Here is an 18,580-nt window from a genome sequence, read left to right as displayed (position 1 = left end):
AATGTTGCATTGCTTTATTCCGTTGCAATGAGCACGATCCGCCCGATCCTGGCAATGGCGGATCGCTGGATCCGGAATGGCGGCTTGGACGGCCGCGCGGTGACCGAGACGCACTCCATCGAACGTTCGTCCGCATTCAGGCACCGCAGGATAGCGATACGGTTTTCCTCGGGCGACTTGAGCTTGACGTAGACGTCCGCGTTCGCGACCGCCGGCTTGTTCGGATGGACATAGAGCACCTCCCCGGCCCACGCCCTCGGGGCCAGGGAATCGTCCGGCAGGAAGATGCCGAACGCCCCCGTCACGCCGGCGCATTGAGGCGGACAGGGCCGGTATTCCACCGGGGGTCCGTTCGGCAGACGAAAATGATCCGGCCCGTCCGGCACGATCGGTCCCAAGATCGGAATGTCGGCGGAAAGACGCGTACGCGGTATCGGTCCGGGGAGGCCCCTCCTGGTCGTGGTGCCGTTCGCGAGCATGTCCTTCGCGGCGCCGTGCTCCACCTCGTCGAAGAACTTCCTGACCGTGCGGGCTTCTTCGGCCCCGAGCTTGCGGCGCCCGTCGAGCAGGCGACTCACGCCCGACGCGTCGATCCCCAGCACCCGGGCGACGTCCCGCTGGCTCTTGCCGGTGTGCTGGAGCCGGTCCCGGATCCAGGCGGCATCCACCAAATCGTCTTCGCTCAAGGATTTGCTCCGCTGGTCACCGGGACAATGCTTAACGCCCGAATGCGGAAGACGCAATGCGTTAGGCCGCCGATCCGACACTCATTCGCCCTTTAGCATGCGGCGGACGAGCTCCCGGTCCGAAGGCGCCTTGGCAGCCGGTTCCGGAGGCCGCGGCGGGGCCGAAGGCGTCGGCAGGGCGCGCGGGCCGCACACGCACATCCGTTCGATGGCCAGCTTGTTCGTCAGAATCTTACCCGCTATCTCCACCACGTCGAGGCGGCCATCGCGCACCGCAGTCCGCAGACTCGCCGTGGTTAAAAGACCGCTCGGAAAGAACAAGGCGGCAGCCTCGGCCAGGGACATCATTTCGGATTTTCCCCATTGATCCGGATCTTGCCGCGCACGCACTCGCTCTAGGCCGAGCGAATTCCCTGATTTCACCGAAGGGAGCCGGTCTCCCGCCGGATCGCGGACGCCGAGTTTGCTTTTCGAGATCTTAGTTCCAGTTGCCATACACGCACCTCCGTTCGACAGGGTTTCGGCGGACGCCAGGAGAGACCATCGGGCTTCGAGGACGTCAACGCCGGCCGCCGCCGTGCGCCGGCGGCGGGCCGCGCTACCGGGCTCTGAGATTGATTCCCGAAAATCAGGAATTCATGGATTCAATTTCCAAGGATTCGTTTTGGATAATTCGAATCCTTGAGATCGAATCCTTGAAATTGAGTCCTTGAAAAATTCGGATCCTTGAAAACCGAATCCTTGAAAGATGAATCCTTGAAAAAAAATCTCTGGGTGACAAAAAAGTTGTGGAGCCGGCGCGGCCGGAGCCACATGCCGGCGGCTGGGAGATCGGCCCCGCGGCGGCGGCAGGCGGGTGGGACGCCGGGCTAGGCCGGTCTCCGCACGGATCCATCGCTCACGGCGCCAGCCAGACGGCCCTTGGGCTGACGGGTGTCCATTTGCCGGGGGTGTGGGCGCCGCAGACCGTCTTCGCCGCGATCGAAGTCGAGGGAAAGGCCACGGCGACGGTCAGCCGCCGCCGGTCGGCGACGCCGGGGATCTCTGACAGGACCCCCGCGCTGAAGAGCTCCTCGCGGCGCGCCCGGGTGATGGCGTCGACGGAGCCGTTGGTCTGGGACCTGACCTCCGACAACGCGGCCACGATGAAGCGATCGCCGGCCCAGTAGCCGCGCGCCCAGAGACCGAGATACCGCAGTTCGAACTCCCCAGCGCCCAAGGGGGTCGTGGTGACACCGACGGTCATCGGGCCGTTGTCGTCGGCATCAGGGCAATTCTGTCCCGGAGGAGATTGCTCCTGCGGCCCGACGGGCTGTCCGTCGACGGACTGGAAGATGCGGCAACCGGCGTCCTGCAGCAGCCTCAGCGCGTCCGCGTAGATGCGGTCGTGCGTGGATGCGTCGGCCGCCGTCATTTGGGGCTGGACCGGATTTAAGCCCTTGGCGACCGTGACCGCGCCGCAGTCGACGGCCTGTCTCGTAAGCCTGAACTGGAAGTCCAACGCAAGCGACTTGTCGAACATCGATCCGTCGCAGCCGCCCACGACGAAGGCGTCCCGGGCGAAAATCTTCGAAGGATCGGTGGAGTGATCGGCCAGGCGGCGCGAGACGCGGGCGCTTTCGCCGACATAGGCGACCCGGCCGTCCGTCATGATGTAGGTGCCCGGCGCCGCAAGCAGGCCCGAGGCCGAGACGGCGGCGAGCGCGGACATCGGAAAGGCGTGGACCACGACGCGGCTCGCGCGGTCGCAGACCAAGCGGTAGCCCGAAAGGTCGCCATGCGGACGGTGGATGATGGTAGTGCACGGGGGCGAGGATTTTGTCATGTCTCTCCTGTGAGCTCGGTGATGGTTGAACTATCCTTCGGTGCCGCGCGGAAAGGCCCGACCGAGCCGTCACCGCCGGCGGCCCATCGCGGCTAGGGCGAATGCTTGGCGAAGATCCGGCGAACCTCGTCTCCGGACAGATGCCGCCGCTCGACGAGGGCGGTGGCGATGGCGTCGAGCGCCTTGCGATGACGGCGGACGATCTCGACCGCCCTCGCATGCAGCGTTGCGAGATCGCGGTCGACCGCCGCTTTCAGCTTCGGGTCGAACCGAAGCGCTTGCATGGCCGAAGCCGGGTCGCCCAGGTAAGCCAGCCCGTCGCCGAGACCCATCGAAACGCGCAGGGCGGCGACGGCCTCCGTCGATCTAGCCAAATCGCTGGATTCGCCGCCTCCCGCGTTCGCGGAGCAGTCGCCGTCGTAGATGACGACCTCCGCCGCGCGACCGCCGAGCTGGGCGACCACGCGGCTTTCGATGGTCGCGCGCGTCTCGATGAGTGTGTGCTGGCGCATCACCGTGCGCCCCAAAGCGCCGCGGTCGCCCCCGATATCGACGGCGACGACGTCGTCGACCGAGAGCGCGATGGCGGTCACCGCATGTCCGGCTTCGTGCTCGGCGATCCGCCTCAAGGTCCTGGCGTCGAGGTCGACGCGCGGCGCGAGCGCCTCGACGAGATCGTCGTAGGCGATCGCTCGCTTTGCCGCGCGGGCGGCGCTCCTGGCGGTTTTGACGGCGCCGGCGATTTCGGCCGGACTGCACCCGAGACCGAGCTGGCCGATCGGGGCCAGATCGACTCCGGCGAGCTCGCCGGCCAGATGGTGGCGGGCGATCGACACGATACCGTCCGGACCCGGCTCCGCGAAATGAATCACGCGATCGAGCCGCCCGGGCCGGATCAGCGCCGGGTCGACGCGATCCGGATAGTTGGTGGCGCCCCAGACGAACACGCCGGGGCGATCGCCACCGGCGGCGGAATCGAGCAGGGTCAAGAACTCCGCCACGACGGGCGTCCACCACGACGACAAATTGCTATTTCTACCTAAAGTTGCACGAGAAGGCAGCGCGTCGATCTCGTCCCATAGAATCGCGCACGGAGCGCTGGCTTCGGCTTTTGCGAAGGTGTCCCGAACGGCTTTGATGACCGAATCAAGATATCCCGCAGAAGTTGCAAAAGTCTCTGCTATCGATGTAGCGATTAGCGGGATGCCGAGGTGGGCGCATAGGATGCGGCAGTAGTACGTCTTGCCGAGCCCCGGCGCGCCCGCGAACAGCGCGTTTGCCCCGATGTCGCGGAACGCCAATCCCGAATTTTTCTGATATTCAGAAAAATCTTTGCCGAGAGCGAGCCCCCAGTCGCGGGCGCGTCCATATTCGATCGCGTCCGCCAAGAGCGGCAGGCGGTCCGTGCGCGGCGAGGAAAGACGCAGCGCCGTGCGATCGAGGCGTTCGACGATCTCCGCCGGTTTCGAGCCGCCTCGGAAAGCGGAAACGATGTCATGGAGATCGAGGTGGCCGAGCTTTTCGATCCCCTCCGGCGCCGTCGCGACTTCGGTGAACCGCGCAATCGCGCGGCCGACGATATCGGAGGCGATCTTCAGCTCGACGGTGAGGTCGGCGGCGGCGACGAGCGCGCGGGGAAGCATCGCGATCGACGGCGCGATTCCGACCACGGTGCGCCCCCTCGCGAGATGTCCCGCGACCTCGCCGTTGCCGACGTCGGACTTGTGCCCCGATTTGTTGGAGCCGTCGCGGGCGAAGACGCGCGCCCGCGGGTTCAGGCGCTCGATGGCCGTTTCGACGGGTGCCACCCATGCGGCCGCCGGCACGCGGATCACGACGGCGACCGCCTCCGGGCCCGACAGGCGGGTCCGCACGTCATCGGACAGCGCGGCATCCAGCGCTGCGTCCACGATGCAGCGGACGGGCTCAAGCCGCTCGCGCGGCGCGTAGTTCTCCGCTTCCTCGGGGGGCGCGACGACGGAATCCGAGTCCTCGCCCGCGATGTCCCAGTCGTCCGTGCTCCTCGGCTCTTGCGCCGCCGGCGCCCTGACGAGTGCCGCGAAGCCGCGCTTTCCGGACCGACGGGCGCCGTTCACGTTCGAGCCAGGGGGCATTCCGCCGTCTTCCTTCTGCTTGGACATATTGCTCCTGACGTGCCGTGTGGTCGGGATGCCGCCGAACTGGCGTGCAAGGATTCGAACGCAGCCGCCGCCGTAGTTCGGCGAACGTCGAGGCCGCCGAATTGAGAGACATGGCGCAAGGAATAGCGAACTACCCCGCGCGACCCGGTGCCGCGCGGGGTAGTCGGATAAAGGGAAACGTGAGGATTAGGCGCCGTGGGCGCGCAGGCCGGCAGAGGAGCCGGCGTGGCCCGACCGCACGATCGTGAGGTTGTCGAGCCCGTGGCGCAGGTCGAGCTCGACGGCACCTTCGCACGCCAGCGCGTAGACCAGCGCGCGCGCCTCGCCGCGCGTGCAGACCGTCTCGGTGAGCGGCGCCAGTCCGATCGGCCCGCGGCCTTCCAAGGTTTCGACGATTTCCGCGCGGTCGTCCGCGTGAATCCGGACGGCGCGATGGCTCCAGACCTCGCGTGCGGCGGTGCAGCGGGGCTCGGTGCGCACATCGCTCGAGCGGAGCTCGATGATCCCGTGGCACTTGCGCGCGAAGGCGAGCTGCATCAATGCCTCCGCCCGCGGGTCGTTGGCCGGACGCGCCTCGACGATGTCGACCGCATAGCGGCCGTCGAAGCGCTCGACGATGAGGCCGTCGGCGGCCGCGATGCGCCCGTCGATGTTCACGCTGTTCTGATACTCGATGCGATGGACGTCGCCGTCGAGCGTGGCCTGGATCAGAAAGTCCCTGGTGAGGTTGTTGTGAATGGGGATGGCCCGGCTGGCCTTGAACGAGATGAACAAGTTCTTCTGCATCTATCCTCGCTGATGTCGTCGATGAAACGGCGAACAGCGGTCGCCTCGCGCGGAATCGCGCCGGTGCGACCGAGGGGCGGCAAATTCTCCCATGTCAGAGATAAGCGTGTCGGCGGCACGGAAAAGATCACAAAAATCGCCGAAAGTCAAGCTAAAAGATATCTAATAGATATCTATTGGATATCTATTTGGGCCATTCGCTCGGGCGCGGTCAACAGCTTTGTCGGCGCCGCCCCTTAGCATGACTTAACCATGCTGTTATCGTCGGGCCCGATCCAGGAGGGATGCGACGAAGATGGCGAAGGCGGCCAAGACGAGTGTGACCGAGTCGAAGAGGCGCGATGGTCGCAAGGCGATGCTCGTCTACATGCGGCCCGAGCTTATCGAGGCCGTCAAAGACGCGGCTGAGGCTGGCGACGAGAAGGCCTGGCAATTCGTGGAACGAGCGGTCACCAAGGCTCTGAGATCGAAGAAGGCGTGACGATTGGCTTTCTTGAGCGCGCCTCGAATGCCGAGATCGGCACGCGGCTTCTTCCGGCCACCATGGCTCGATGCGCTCGATCATCGCCACGATCGAAGCCGTATCGTTGGACGCCGCCTTCGTGCGGTCTGCCGATCGGCAAAATGCGATTGCGCCTAAACCACAGCTAGATTAGGATTTATACTACAACCATGCTGAGGGGCGGGGGCAGGCGTGTGCAGCGAAACTGAATCGTTTCGACGACGAACGGCTGCGCTGTTTATTGGGGGACTTTCGTTGGCCGGATGCACGGCCATCCCGGAGATGCCGGGCGATTTCCAATTTCCGACTCAAGAGATCCTACGTTACAGCGTCTGCGAACTTCGCGACGCCTACGTCGAACTAAACGACGAGAGGAGCTTTCCGTACTTTCATGCGGAGAACTATTCCATAAAGATCGCCCTTCAGCCGAAAGTTGACCAGGAGGTGGATCTGAAGGCAGGGCTGACCGGAAAAAGCACCTCTCTCACCAAGCGGTACAGCAACTCCTGGATTGGTGGAGCATTCTCCGGGGGCGGCGGCCCCGGTGCGGGCGTAGATGTTCGCGGGCATCAAGATGGTACGGCAAACTTCATCATCAAGTCTCAAAACCTGATCTCGAAGAAGCTGGTCATAAATTGCGATGCCGGTTGGTCACCCGCGAAACATGCCCTCGCGCAGAACCTCGGGATACGTATGTGGCTGTTGAAATCCTCGTCCGCCGCGCAAAACGATCTTGAGAAGGTGACGATCGTGGATTCGCACGCATTTACGGCGGAAATTTACGTGAAATTCGACGCCGCAGGCCAATTCACGTACTTGTTTCCCCTCGGAACTGATTTCGCGTCCGCGGGTGGCCAGTACTATACCGATCAATTCCTGACCATCACCGTCACGAACGACCCTCCCAAGAAGCCGATCACGGTGCGGACCATCCCTGGGGATATTCCGGATGAGGAGGGGCGATTCCATCCCAACCGGGCGCAAGTCTCGGCAGCTTCCCCCTCTCCTAAACAAATATCGGATGAGGCACGAAGCAGATTGGATTTGCTGCAACTCCAACAGACGCTGAGCAACCTGCAAGTACACGTCGCGCAGTAGTGCTCCCGATAGTCGTCAAGATATTAGAGCGAACATGAAATACATCCTGTTCATGATCTTGTTGGTCACCTCCCCGGGCCAGTCCATTCCCAAAAAAGAAAGGGTGTACGCGCTGCAGTCCATGCAGACGGTGGAATTCGATAGCCCGGATGCCTGCAAGACAGCTCAAGGGGAAATCAAGGCGAGTTTGGATATCACCGATACGATAATAATGGTCAGTAGATGTCTCCGAAAAGGCGACGAACCCTCCGCGGACGCTGCGGAGCAGAAGCCGGAGACGAATCTTTTTCAAAAGAATTCCACCGAGCAGACCATAAAGAATTTCCGCGAGCAGTCGACCGAAGGAAAGCCCGAGTCCACCGACAAGAAACCGGAGTCTGGCGAAAAGGCGCCGCCGGCGGCCGCTGCAAAGAAGTCGTATCCTCCGGTCATTCGATTCAGCACCTTCTAGGTCCCGCGTGTGCGCTCGAAAAAAACGGGGACAGATGGCGGAAACGGCTTGAGAATCGCGACGAATGGCCTCAGCTACGGGACCAACCTTGAGGTTGTTGAGGCCGCAGGCGCAGCACCTCGGGCCTGAGCAGGCCGTCGGGCGGGACGTCAAGGGTGCGGCGCGGCCGGCGACGAGAAGGCTTGGTAATTCGTCGAGCACGCCGTGGCCAAGGCCCTGAAGTCGAAAAAGCCTTGGCGCAAATCCACCTGAGGACACGGAAGGTGCGTTCCAAACGGTTCGGTTTGGGATCGTCCGCGGGACCCGAGTAGCTATGCCCGAACGCCAAGACCCGGCGGAAGCCGCCGATCCGACCGTGCTTCCGCCCGGACCCTCATTCAGCGTCATGGCGGCGCGGGAAATTCCGAAGCCGAAGGACTGGCAGGATTTCCAGCGCGGCTGCGTGGTCCTGTTTCAAGCCGAACTGCGCGATCCGCACGCTCAGGAGTACGGACGCCACGGTCAGAAGCAGCGTGGCATCGACATTCTCGGCCGGCGCGACGGAATTCACGACCACTTCGTCGGCATCCAGTGCCGCCGGTACGTCGAACCGCTCAAGAAGGCCGACATACTCAAGGATTGCAGAGACGCGCTCGCGATCAAGGCCGGTCTCAAGGAGATCATCTTCGCCACGACCTGCCCCAGCGACACGAAGGCGACCGACGCGTCTCTCGAAGTCGAAAGCGAGCTCCGGGCCGAAGGGTTCGACTTGAAGGTCATCCTGTATTCCTGGTCCGACCTCGAGCTCAAGATCTGCCGGCATCCGGTTGCGCTCGCCTTCTTCTTTCCCGCCGCCGTCGCATCGACCGCGACGCAGGCCGTGAGGTTGGATCCCGGGTCCGTCTCGGCGATCGCCGAAGCACTGGCGCAAGTCCGGCTGTCCAACCATGCTGTCGTTCCTGCCGACGTGAAGGCGCCGACGGACAGCGCCGAAGACCCTGTCCTGCACGCCAAGATCGACGTCTGGCGGGACTTGTTCCGGAAGGGAAATTCATTCGGCGTCGCACGGGACGGTCTTCTCGAACTTCAGTCCAAGGAAGATCTTTCCGGCAAGCCGTGGGCGAAATTCCGGATCGAGACCAATCTCGGCGCGATCGCCATCAAACTTGGAAGGCTCGACGAAGCCGCCGTCCATTTCGAGAGCGCATACGGAATCCGACCGACCGACTGCAACGCCATCGCCAATCTCGCCTTGGCCAGGACGATACGAGGCGGCTTCGCGGAAGCGATGGAGCTCGCGAAGGTCGCGTTGAGCTCGACACCGCGGTCCGATCAGGCCGTCTCCTACCTGCTGCAGGCCGCGGCGCGCTCGTCGTGGGAGGGCGACCCGGAAATCCTGATTCCCTCCGACCTGGTCGGATCGGCGCACGCGGACCTCGGCCTCGTCGAGTTCCTGCGCAAGCGCAACGTACCGGGCTGGGCCGAGAAGACGCTGGCGGTGGCGCGAAAGCACGCCGACGTCTCGGAAATCAAGCTGGCCGCCGCGATCGCCGTGCTCGAATTGGCGTTGGGACCGGATGCCTTCCTCGGGAGGCCGGGCGCCGTCACCCGAGCGGAACTGGAAGACGCGGCCGGCGCGATGGCGTCGATGGCGGATAGTTGTCTGAGCAACGGCTTCGCCGACCGGCACGATCTCCTCGCCTTCGTCAACAATGCGGCGGTCCTGCTTCGGCTGACGGGCAAGCAGGCCGAATGCGAATCCCTTCTCGTTCGCGCTCTGCCCTCGCTTCCCGACCGGCCGCAGTTGAGAAGACTGCTCGCCCTGTCCCAAGCCGCGCAAGGCCGGTTCGACGATGCCGCGGCGACGCTGAACGGCGACCCGGATCCTGAGAGCAGGTTGCTCGCCGCCGAGATGGTGGCCCGACGGGACGACAACGAAGCGATCAAACTCGTCGAAGACGTCGAGACGGGGCGCGATCACGTCGGGGAATTGAAGTGGCGCATCCTGGGCGAGCTGGCTCTCCGGGTCCGCGACTTCGAACGCGTGGATTCGGCGATCACGAACCTCGCCGGCCTGCCTGCGGGCAAACTCGCGGCCGAACTCCTTCGGCTCCGGCGGGACGCCCGGCTCGACGTCGACGAGAAGGAGCGGCACGCACGGCTGACGGAGCTGGGCGGCGCGGAATTCACGCTCGCTCACAACCTGTCGCGCTATCTGGTCGCGGATGAAATGCGCAATCAGGGCCTGCCGGCCGAGGCGGCGAAGCTGATCGAGCCGATCGTCGATCTGCAGTCCCTCAACCCCGCGACCCATCTCTATCTCGGATGCCTCGTCGAAGCCCGCCGCGACGAAGCGTTCCGAACGGCGCTTGCGAAAGCCTCCGCTGAAGTCCGCAAGGATCCGGAAACGCTGTGGCTATCGGCGATCCACTCCTGGAACGTGGGCGACATGCCGGAATCCGGGCGGGCCGTGGACGCCCTTCTCGAAGGTCGCCCGGACAGTGCGACGGCGCGGCTCCTCAGGATCGAGATCCTGATACGGTCCAACGAAATCGACGAACTGCTGCCGGAGCTCGAACGCCCCGTCGAACGACTTGCATTCAACCGGCTGAGCGACAAGCTTCGGGTCGCCTCGCTGCTGGGCCACTTCGGGCAGATGGAGAGGGCCGTCGCCTACGCCTACCGGCTCCTATTGGAGAACAGGGAGAGCTCGCAAGCTTGGCTGTGCTTCCAGGGACTCGTCCTGAGCGAAGGTTCTAAGGTCGCGAACTCCGACGAACCTTGGAATCCCAAGACGATCGGCGAAAACGCCGCCGTCGACATCGAGTACGACGACGGCGAGAAGCAGTTCGTCATCGTCGAGCCCGACGCGGCGCTCCGTCGCCTCGACGAGGATTCCTGGGAGCCCGATCATCCGCTGATTGGGGCGATCACGGGATTGCCGGTCGACGCTGGCTTCACCAATCCGGCCACCGGCAAGCCGGGCACGATCAGGCAGATCCGGCACAAGTACATCGCCAAGTACCATTTCGTGTTCGCCAACCATGAAGCCCGCTTCCCGGACGTCGCGGCCTTCCGTTCGATTTCGGTCGACGTCTCGAATCCGGAGGGGCTCGCACCGCTTCTGGAACAGCTCAAGGCGAGGCGCGACTTCGCCTCGCAGGAGCAGGAAAATTACAAGACCGGCCCATGGCCGCTTGCGATCTTCGCCCACCGCGTCGGCTGCGACACCATCGAAACGGCGGACGGCTTGGCGGCCCAAGGGCTTCAGTTGAAGGTGGCGTTCGGATCGGAAGACGAGCGACGCGCCGCGATCGCGGCGATCGTCTCGAATCGTGCCGCCGGCTGCGTGCTGGACCTGTTGTCGTACTGGACATGCTGGCGGCTCGGCGCACTGGGCGCGCTCTCCCAGACATGCGGCACCGTTCACATTGCGCAGAGCACGATGGACCAGCTTCTCGCCCGACGGGAGCGCATCGCCCATTCCGCTCAAGCCGGCCTGAAAAGCGCACGCTACGACGAGGGGAGGATGGCGGTCGTCGAAGTGGCGCCCGAGGTGGTCCAGACGTGGCTGAGCGACGTCGAGGCGGCGATCGAATGGGCCAGAACGAACGCCATCGTCTGCCCTCTGATCGTGCCCGAAGAAATCCCCGACGTTCTCAGGGAATTCCTGCGCAATGGGCCATGGGAAATCTTCGACAGCCTGATCGTCGCCATGCAGCGGAAAATGCTGCTCGTCACCGACGACGCGCCGACGCGGGAATTTGCCAGAAGGTTCGGCTTCGACCTTAGCGCCTGGCTGCAGCCGGCATTCATGGTCGCCAGCAATCGGAACAAGATCGACTTCGACACCTACGTGAAATGGATCGCGCATCTCGTAGGCGCCGGTCACAATTACGTCTGCGTCACGGGCACGGTGTTGATACGCGCCGCAGCGATCGACGCGGAGGCGGGGGAATGTCCCGGCTATTTCTTCAGGCAGACGGTAAGGATGATGGGCGGCGCGCCCGCCGAGCCGGCGTCGCACATCCGCGTCGCGCTCGAATTCCTGCGGTACGCATGGACCGACCCTTCCGCACTTCGCTATCGTGAAGGAACTACCGGCTTCCTGCTCGAGCAGCTCGTCCGGGACCGGACGGCCGACTACGGCCGCATCCTACGGACGATCGTCCGGGCCTCTGCGGGCGTTCCCGAGTTGATCGAGTATCTGACGGCCTGGCTTCGAGGACATTTCATCGATCTGGCCGCATGACCTGCCGAGGCGGTGACCCGATCGCCCCTGGACCATTCGGCCTCGGTAAGATCGGAGCAAGCGAGGCCGGAGACAACCAGTGAGCACCACGCATTGACGATGATGACCGCGTCTCCTCCATCCCCGGCTCAAGCATTACTCGAGTTACTCGACCGATTATCCGGAAGCGCGCCTCCGACTGACGCGCAAGCGGATAAGGCGATGACAGAGTTCGTCGATCATCTTACGGAACTGGATCGGCGGCACAACCGCAAGAACCGGTCGGAAAGGTATCTCATCGAAACGGTCTTTGGGCGGGCGCGATTATTCAAGAACGACGTGGAAGTTTTGCAGTACTGCCGTTGTCACCTGCAGGCCGGCGTACAGGAACTATCGAAGCTCATGGTTGACCTGAAGAGTTCGTCGGGGAACAGCCTTACGACCGCTTCCCTCGTCACTTGGACCGACACGATCCGGGACTACATCTTTGATTTGGGGGAGGTCGTTCCCTTCCTGCAGCGCAACCAGCCCGACTACGTATATTTGAGGGGCCTCAAAAATCCGACCGTGCATAGCTGGGAGGTTTTTCGCCTCGCGCGTAGCCTTGCGTACCAGTCGGCCTTCCGCCGAGATGGCTTCGCTCTCGACCATAAGGCCGCGCAGATCGCGGCGATAGCCGTCCTGAGGCAAGCGCTCGAACTGCGCTTCGAACGACTGATCTCGGTTTATCCGACGGACAAAAAGGGCAAGTCGCCAAGATTGAAGCACGGCTTTCACCAGGACTTCATTGTCGCGAATCCTCGTTTCTTCCGAGCGCAGGGCTTTGGCATTCCGGAACTGAGGCCTGTCTACGATTGGTGCAGCGAAATCGTCCATCAGGCGTACCAGCCATACGCTTGGCAGATCGCCTGGGCGCTCGAGCTAAGCGGAAGGTTGCTGGGAGCGCGCGAGGCGCCGGCCGGCGCCGCTTGGTCGATCGCCAACGGCGTCGAAATCATCGACGTGCAGGACATGCAAACCGCTTTCGAGGCGCACTTCCTGGAGACCTACGATCACGGCGCATGGAAAATGACCAGGAGGCGTCCCGAGGCACTCGTTCGCAATTGGACCGACGCCATGGCGGTCACCGGCGAAACGTTCCGGCCGGTCAAACGCCGTCCGTCCCTGTGGCGACGTATCGCCAACTGTATCTCGCGCCTGTGGACGGGCGAGTGATGATTTCCCTGGAACCGTCTTAGGCCGACTTCCGCTGTGGCCGGGTCGCGGCCTTCTTCGCCGCGGCTTGCCTTCCTCACGCCAAACCGCTTTGCGGGCTTCATGCCCCAGGCCTTGAGGCGCGACCATTTCTTGGCTCGGTAAAGCAGAACGGTTGCGGCCTCGAACAGGTAAGTTCGGAGAAGTCGGTCGCCCCATCGGGATATCTTGCCGTTGGTGATCCACACTGCTTAGCGCGTGGAAGCTGGACCGGGCGGCCTCGTCGCAACCAGTTGAAACCCAGATCGCGAAAGAGGTTCTTCAACTTCCATCTGCATGTCTTCATAGCCGCCCAGTTCTGAAAGGCGAGCGTCGATGACCCTCCGTTGTCCGAGGTCCAACGAACGGTAGAAGTCCAAGACTCGCTGAAGCATCCACTGAGGATAGGGATAGACGCACCGCGTCCCGGTGCGGCCTCGCAGTACGAATTCGTGATTTCCGATCGTCTTCGGGAAAGGGAGCCCGGGATTGTTGTGAGCCCAAAGCTTTACTCTTGCGACTGTGTCGCGAAGAACCGGAAACTGATCGGCAAAGATCGCCCGCAAGATTGGGTCAAGCGTAGGAGGCACGAAGTCCTTTGCCAGAAATTCGCCAGCGTGGGGCGTTGGTTTGAGCATGTGCTCAACCCATTGAGCGACTCGCGGAGCAATTGCTCTCATCAAACGTCCCGATAGGGGATCTCGGTTCAACACTGCGTATAGTCCGCCGAATAGGCTGAAATCGGCGATCGAGGGGCGCGACCCGAAGAGAAATTCGCAGGCGCGGAGGTGGTCGTCGAACGCCCGGAGAAACTCTTCGTAGGCTTCCTCGATTGCTGGACCGGTGTTCTCGTCGATGCCGAAGCGGCCGACCCAGCCACCGAATACGCGCGCCTTCGCAAGACCGGCTTCGCGTTGTTCTTCTGACGATCCATCGGGGCGCGCCTGCCTTCCGAATTCGCTGATTGCAAACTCTCGGTTCTCGGGCTTGGTCCAGCGATAATGGATCGCCGTCATTATCAACCATTCGTCTCCGTAAAGCTCTATCAAGAGCGCACAGAGCCTTTGCCAGGGATCTGCAGGAATCACTGGTGCCTGCGGATAGCGGTGCTCCAAGACATCTATGATTTCGGTACTATCTTGCACGACGTGATCCTCGGGCGTTACGAGTGTCGGGATCATCCAAACACCCGTACGGGCGACGATTACGTTCCGGTACACCTCCTCGGTCGTCAAAATCTCTTCGTAAGGAATTGCCTTGTAGCGTAGGTACGCGCGAACCTTGGCCGTGTAATATGACGTGGGAGTGCCATACAGCTTGTAGATTTCACTCATTGCGTCGCCACCAATTTGTAGTGCTCTCGTTTCACCGGTCGCGTTATCTTGAAATCCAGCGCGCAGTCCGGTGCGATCGCTGAAAGCAACGATCGCATGTGCGCCTGGTCGCGACCGCTGGCGGATTGGAATGATGATAGTGGCCTCTGAACCATGTACTGGATGCAAGTCCACACGGTTCGATCCTCTGTCACTCCGTCGATGGTGAACGTCTGCGTGCCCAAGAAGCGCGGAACCGGTTCTTGAGGATTGCTCTCGATCCAGGCGGCCACGCGCTGGACGGTGTCGTACGCCACCGGCATGTATCCGTTGAAAGCGTGACGAAGCATCGGCAGCAACGACGTCGGTACCTCGTCGTGAGGCAGATAGGCTCCTTCTTGCTCGGGCGCGGAGTTCATCCTCTCCACCCAACGCATGACATTTGGTGCCAGCCGTTTCATCAACGCATGCGAGTATGGATCTCGATACAAATGGCCGTAAAGCGGTCCCATAAAGGTGAAATCGGCAGTGCAGGGCTTCGTACCGAGAAGGTACGGATGACGGTCGAAGTGTGCATTTAGCCAGCCCAGCAGCCGCTCGGTCCAAGCCACGAACTGCGGGATAGTTCTCGCTGTCACGCCGAGCGACGGCAAGCGGTCCCGTGTCCAAGCCGAACTGGTCTCTCCAAGTTGCACCTGGAGGTCCAAGCTCAAGGTCGGTTCGTACATTCGACCGAACTCTCGGACGAGATATTCGCGGTTGTACCGAGGAAATCCCCACCTGTAGTACATCGCGGGAATCCGCACCCAGTCGTGCGCGTAGGCCTCAAGCAGGAGCGCTGCGAGGCGTTGGCGGGGACTGGAAGGGTACACTGGCGCCTCAGGGAAGCGCCTCTCCAGCGTATCGATGATGTCTGTGGAATCTTGCAGCAGTTCGTCTTCGGGAGTCCGGACTACAGGCATCATCCTGAAGCCGATCGTCGGCACAAGGAGCTTTTCGTAGACAGAGTTCGACGCGACCACTTCCTGGAAAGGGATGCCCTTATATATCAGGTAGGATCGAGCCTTGGCGCTGTAGTTGGAAATCTGCGCGCCATACAGAGTAAAGATTCCGGTCATGTTCCCGATCTCCGAGGTCCAAACTCAATGCGACCTCTAACGAACCGTCAGATACGAGAGTGCGCGCCTACGATCGGACGCGCATTCTCCTTCGCCTCTATTGACCTGCTTGAGAATTCTTTACGAAGGGGCAACCGCCTTCGCTAATGGGGCGGAACGCGTCTCTTCCCGGAATGACGGACAGCAGCTTGTAGTAATCGAATGGATATCTGGATTCTGAGGGGCTCTTCGTCTGCATGACGTACATGTCGCGAAGCACTCTGCCGTCCTCTCGAACCACCCCGTCACGAGTATAGAAGTCGTTGATCGGCATTTTCTTCATCTGATCGGCCACGGTGGTTGCCTCGTCAGTCCCTGCGGCTTTGATCGCCTTCAAATAATGGAGAACTGCACCATAGACGCCAGCTTGCATCATATTGGGTACCTTTCCGCCGTTTCGCGACATGAACCGCTTGCTCCAAGCCCGCGTTTCGTCACTCATGTCCCAATAGAACGATGTCGTGACGACCAGGCCTTCCGCTGTCTTTAGGCTGAGGCTGTTGACGTCGGTGATTGTCACCAGAAGTCCCGCAAGCGTCTGGCCTGCCTGAGTGAGCCCGAACTCCGAAGCTTGCTTGATTGCATTCACAGTGTCGCCACCCGCATTCGCCAGAGCGACGACGTCGGCCTTCGAGGATTGGGCTGTGAGCAGGAAGGAGCTGAAGTCGGCTGTGTTTAATGGATGGCGAACGCCGCCTACGACCTTGCCGCCAGCGCTCTCGACGAATGCAGTGATATCGCGCTGCATGGCCTGCCCGAAGGCGTAGTCAGCCGCCAAGACGAACCAAGTCTTGTACCCCTTCGACGAGAGGCCCGAGACCAGCCCCTTCGACAAAGAGTAGGTATCGTATGTCCACGCGATACCGGTAGGTGAACAAAACTTGCCCGTTAGATCGGATGTACCCGGCCCGGACATCAGGAAGACCCGTTTCTTCTCTCGCGTAATCTCCTGGACGGCCAGTCCAACCGAGGATGTTGGTACATCCGCGATAGCGTCCACTCCGTCTTGATCGATCCACTTCCTGACAATGGCCGAGCCGACGTCGGCCTTGTTCTGGTGATCGGCGAAGATGACCTTGACCTGCTTGCCCAGCACCGTTCCGCCGAAGTCCTCGACCGCCATCTGTGCGGCTATGACGGATCCCTGACCGGTGACGTCCGCGTAAACCCCGGACTGATCGTTGAGCACCCCGATCTTGACGACATCGTCGGAGATCTGACTGAGAGCTTGGCCGGGCGACAGAAGCAGCCCTGCAAGAACCGCGGCGGCAGAAATTACGTCACGCGATCTGATCATTGTTCTCCCTTCCTGTTATGACCGGACTCGTGCCATGGAGAGGGCCGTTTTGTCAAATTTCGTATGATTATAGAAATACGAAATGACCGGAATCGAGAAAATCCCTTTAAAATCAACACCGGCGCTCGGCCGCCGTCATCTTGCTTGTGAGCAAATCGCATGATAATCAACATGCGAAATTCACAAGGGACGGTTTCGATGACGCAGATGGCCGAAAGCCCACCCGCTCAAACTGACGGAGCAGAGGTCGTTCTCGTCCGTCGGGAGAGGCATTTCGAGGGGCGGGCGGAAAGGGTCGTCAAATGCTTCGCAGATCGGCCCCCCACGCTGGACGAGCTGTTTGCATCGACCGCGCGACGGTTCCCCGGCGCCGAGGCGTTGGTCGCGGGCGGTGATCGCCTGTCCTACGGCGAACTCGACAGGCGCGTGAGCCAGGTTGGAGCTGGGTTACGATCTCTCCGTATTGAAAGTGGTCAGCGCGTTGCTTTTGCCCTGGGAAACAGCGCTGAATTCGTCGAGCTTCTGCTGGCCTGCGCGAGGATCGGCGTTGTGGCTGTTCCCCTGAACACACGGATGCGGCGCCCAGAGATATTGCATGCGCTGCGCGATTCAGGGGCCGCGGCAGTCGTATTCGAGGCAGAGCTTGCGGATCAGATTCCTTCAGCTTCCGAGGCGCCGGACTGTCGCGTTCGCGTTGTTGTCGGCGAGGGCGCCGACGAGCTCATCGCTTACCGATCAGCGTTTGAGGGCCACGATCTGTCCGGATTTGTCGCGACGCCCGCGGCTGAGGAGGCGGTGGCGGCCATTGTTTACACGTCGGGTACAACCGGCAAGCCGAAGGGGGCCTCGATCACTCAGATCGGCTTCATTCATTCCGCTATGTCTTTTGAGGTTGCCGCTGAGATGAAGCCGGGGGAACGAAGCGTAGCTGCCGTTCCCGTGAGTCATATCACCGGAATGGCTGCCGTCGTCTATCCCGTGCTGCATGTCGGGGGCTGTCTCATAATGATGCCCGAGTTTCACGCGGCATCCTTTGTCGATCTCGCCGTAGCGGAAAAGTGCACATATGCGTTTCTAGTTCCCGCCATGGCCAACCTCATTTTGATGAAGGTTGACTTGTCGGGCCGGGATCTGAGCTCGTGGAGGCTGATCGCCTTTGGTGGTGCGCCAATGCCACCGGCAACGATTGAAGCCATTGCCGCAAAACTTCCGCGATTGAGGTTGCTTCACGCCTATGGCGCGACTGAAACAACCGCTGCGGTAACCGCGGCAATGGTGCCTTCCGATTCTACGCTTGCGCGCTTTCGGAGCATCGGCCGGGTAATGCCGTGCGCCGAAATCAGGATCATGGATGAGGTGGGCCGCGAAGTCCCTGCGGGCCGTTCAGGAGAACTCTGGATCGGCGGTCCAAGCGTCGTCCCGTCGTATTGGGGAAATCCACCGGGAGCCGAAGAGAGCTTGCGCGGCGGCTTCTGGTGCTCAGGAGACGTCGGCTGGATGGACGAGGACGGCTACGTCTATATCGGCGACCGCAAGAAAGACGTGATCAACCGAGCCGGGTTCAAAATCTACTCGACCGAGGTCGAGGCCGTGCTCATGAGGCATCCCCTGATCGACTTCGCGGTCGTAGTCGGTCGCCCGGATCCCGTGCTCGGCGAAAAGTCGCACGCGTTCGTGGTTGGCAAAGTGGGATCCGATCTGGACGCGATACGAGATTACTGCGCCACCCAACTCTCCGACTACAAGATCCCAGATGCATTTACGGTGCTCGAAGGCGACGATCTACCGAGAAACGCTTCAGGAAAGGTCCTGAAAGTTGTCCTGCGCGAGCGTTTGCTATCGCCGCCGGGTATCGAGGCCCAACGGTCAATCACCGCATAA

General features: G+C 61.9%; 14 protein-coding genes and 1 pseudogene. 6 read left to right on the top strand and 9 right to left on the bottom strand.

The annotated features are described in order from the left end of the window. Window positions 1–14: 14 nt before the first annotated feature. The 5 genes from ABIC09_RS24540 to ABIC09_RS24520 all read right to left on the bottom strand — a co-directional run bounded on the left by ABIC09_RS24540 (window position 15) and on the right by ABIC09_RS24520 (window position 5,426). Complete coding sequence (locus ABIC09_RS24540; protein ID WP_354110861.1) at window positions 15–686, bottom strand: XRE family transcriptional regulator; 672 nt, start codon at window positions 684–686, stop codon at window positions 15–17. An 81-nt stretch (window positions 687–767) separates the two neighbouring features. Then, complete coding sequence (locus ABIC09_RS24535) at window positions 768–1,181, bottom strand: hypothetical protein (RefSeq protein WP_354110860.1); 414 nt, start codon at window positions 1,179–1,181, stop codon at window positions 768–770. A gap of 403 nt (window positions 1,182–1,584) precedes the next feature. Beyond that, a complete protein-coding gene (locus tag ABIC09_RS24530; protein ID WP_354110859.1) occupies window positions 1,585–2,511 on the bottom strand; it encodes a DUF4357 domain-containing protein in 927 nt (308 codons plus the stop codon). A gap of 92 nt (window positions 2,512–2,603) precedes the next feature. Next, complete coding sequence (locus tag ABIC09_RS24525; protein WP_354110858.1) at window positions 2,604–4,652, bottom strand: AAA family ATPase; 2,049 nt, start codon at window positions 4,650–4,652, stop codon at window positions 2,604–2,606. A 186-nt stretch (window positions 4,653–4,838) separates the two neighbouring features. Next, window positions 4,839–5,426, bottom strand: a complete 588-nt coding sequence (locus ABIC09_RS24520; RefSeq protein WP_354110857.1) for a hypothetical protein — start codon at window positions 5,424–5,426, stop codon at window positions 4,839–4,841. A 307-nt stretch (window positions 5,427–5,733) separates the two neighbouring features. On the opposite strand from ABIC09_RS24520, the gene ABIC09_RS24515 reads away from it, so the two are divergent. The 5 genes from ABIC09_RS24515 (at window position 5,734) to ABIC09_RS24495 (ending at window position 12,914) form a co-directional block, all read left to right on the top strand. Next, window positions 5,734–5,919, top strand: coding sequence for a hypothetical protein (locus ABIC09_RS24515; RefSeq protein WP_354110856.1), 186 nt, complete (start codon window positions 5,734–5,736; stop codon window positions 5,917–5,919). A gap of 213 nt (window positions 5,920–6,132) precedes the next feature. Beyond that, the gene (locus tag ABIC09_RS24510) at window positions 6,133–7,038 is read left to right on the top strand and encodes a hypothetical protein (protein ID WP_354110855.1); all 906 of its coding nucleotides are present in this window, start codon (window positions 6,133–6,135) and stop codon (window positions 7,036–7,038) included. A gap of 34 nt (window positions 7,039–7,072) precedes the next feature. Continuing rightward, a complete protein-coding gene (locus ABIC09_RS24505; protein WP_354110854.1) occupies window positions 7,073–7,489 on the top strand; it encodes a hypothetical protein in 417 nt (138 codons plus the stop codon). 385 nt (window positions 7,490–7,874) lie between these two features. Next, window positions 7,875–11,720, top strand: coding sequence for a PIN domain-containing protein (locus ABIC09_RS24500; protein WP_354110853.1), 3,846 nt, complete (start codon window positions 7,875–7,877; stop codon window positions 11,718–11,720). A gap of 201 nt (window positions 11,721–11,921) precedes the next feature. Further along, window positions 11,922–12,914, top strand: a complete 993-nt coding sequence (locus ABIC09_RS24495) for a hypothetical protein (protein ID WP_354110852.1) — start codon at window positions 11,922–11,924, stop codon at window positions 12,912–12,914. Between the two features lie 68 nt (window positions 12,915–12,982). Here ABIC09_RS24495 and ABIC09_RS24490 read toward each other — a convergent pair. From ABIC09_RS24490 to ABIC09_RS24475, 4 genes and pseudogenes are all read right to left on the bottom strand, one after another. Next, a pseudogene (locus tag ABIC09_RS24490) lies at window positions 12,983–13,126 on the bottom strand (IS110 family RNA-guided transposase); the annotation flags it as partial. A gap of 18 nt (window positions 13,127–13,144) precedes the next feature. Next, window positions 13,145–14,266, bottom strand: coding sequence for a glutathione S-transferase family protein (locus tag ABIC09_RS24485; protein WP_354110851.1), 1,122 nt, complete (start codon window positions 14,264–14,266; stop codon window positions 13,145–13,147). Next, window positions 14,263–15,363: a glutathione S-transferase family protein gene (locus ABIC09_RS24480; protein WP_354110850.1), complete on the bottom strand. Its 1,101-nt coding sequence runs from the start codon at window positions 15,361–15,363 to the stop codon at window positions 14,263–14,265. The genes ABIC09_RS24485 and ABIC09_RS24480 overlap by 4 nt, the downstream gene beginning before the upstream one ends. A 97-nt stretch (window positions 15,364–15,460) precedes the next feature. Continuing rightward, a complete protein-coding gene (locus ABIC09_RS24475) occupies window positions 15,461–16,699 on the bottom strand; it encodes an ABC transporter substrate-binding protein (RefSeq protein ID WP_354110849.1) in 1,239 nt (412 codons plus the stop codon). Window positions 16,700–16,858: 159 nt separating this feature from the next. Between ABIC09_RS24475 and ABIC09_RS24470 the strand changes: the two genes are divergently transcribed. Further along, window positions 16,859–18,580: a class I adenylate-forming enzyme family protein gene (locus ABIC09_RS24470; protein WP_354110848.1), complete on the top strand. Its 1,722-nt coding sequence runs from the start codon at window positions 16,859–16,861 to the stop codon at window positions 18,578–18,580.

Source organism: Bradyrhizobium sp. S3.12.5, from assembly GCF_040548225.1.
Lineage (GTDB): Bacteria > Pseudomonadota > Alphaproteobacteria > Rhizobiales > Xanthobacteraceae > Bradyrhizobium > Bradyrhizobium cytisi.
Note: the sequence above shows the minus strand (reverse complement) of the source record. Positions and strands in the feature narration are given on the sequence as shown.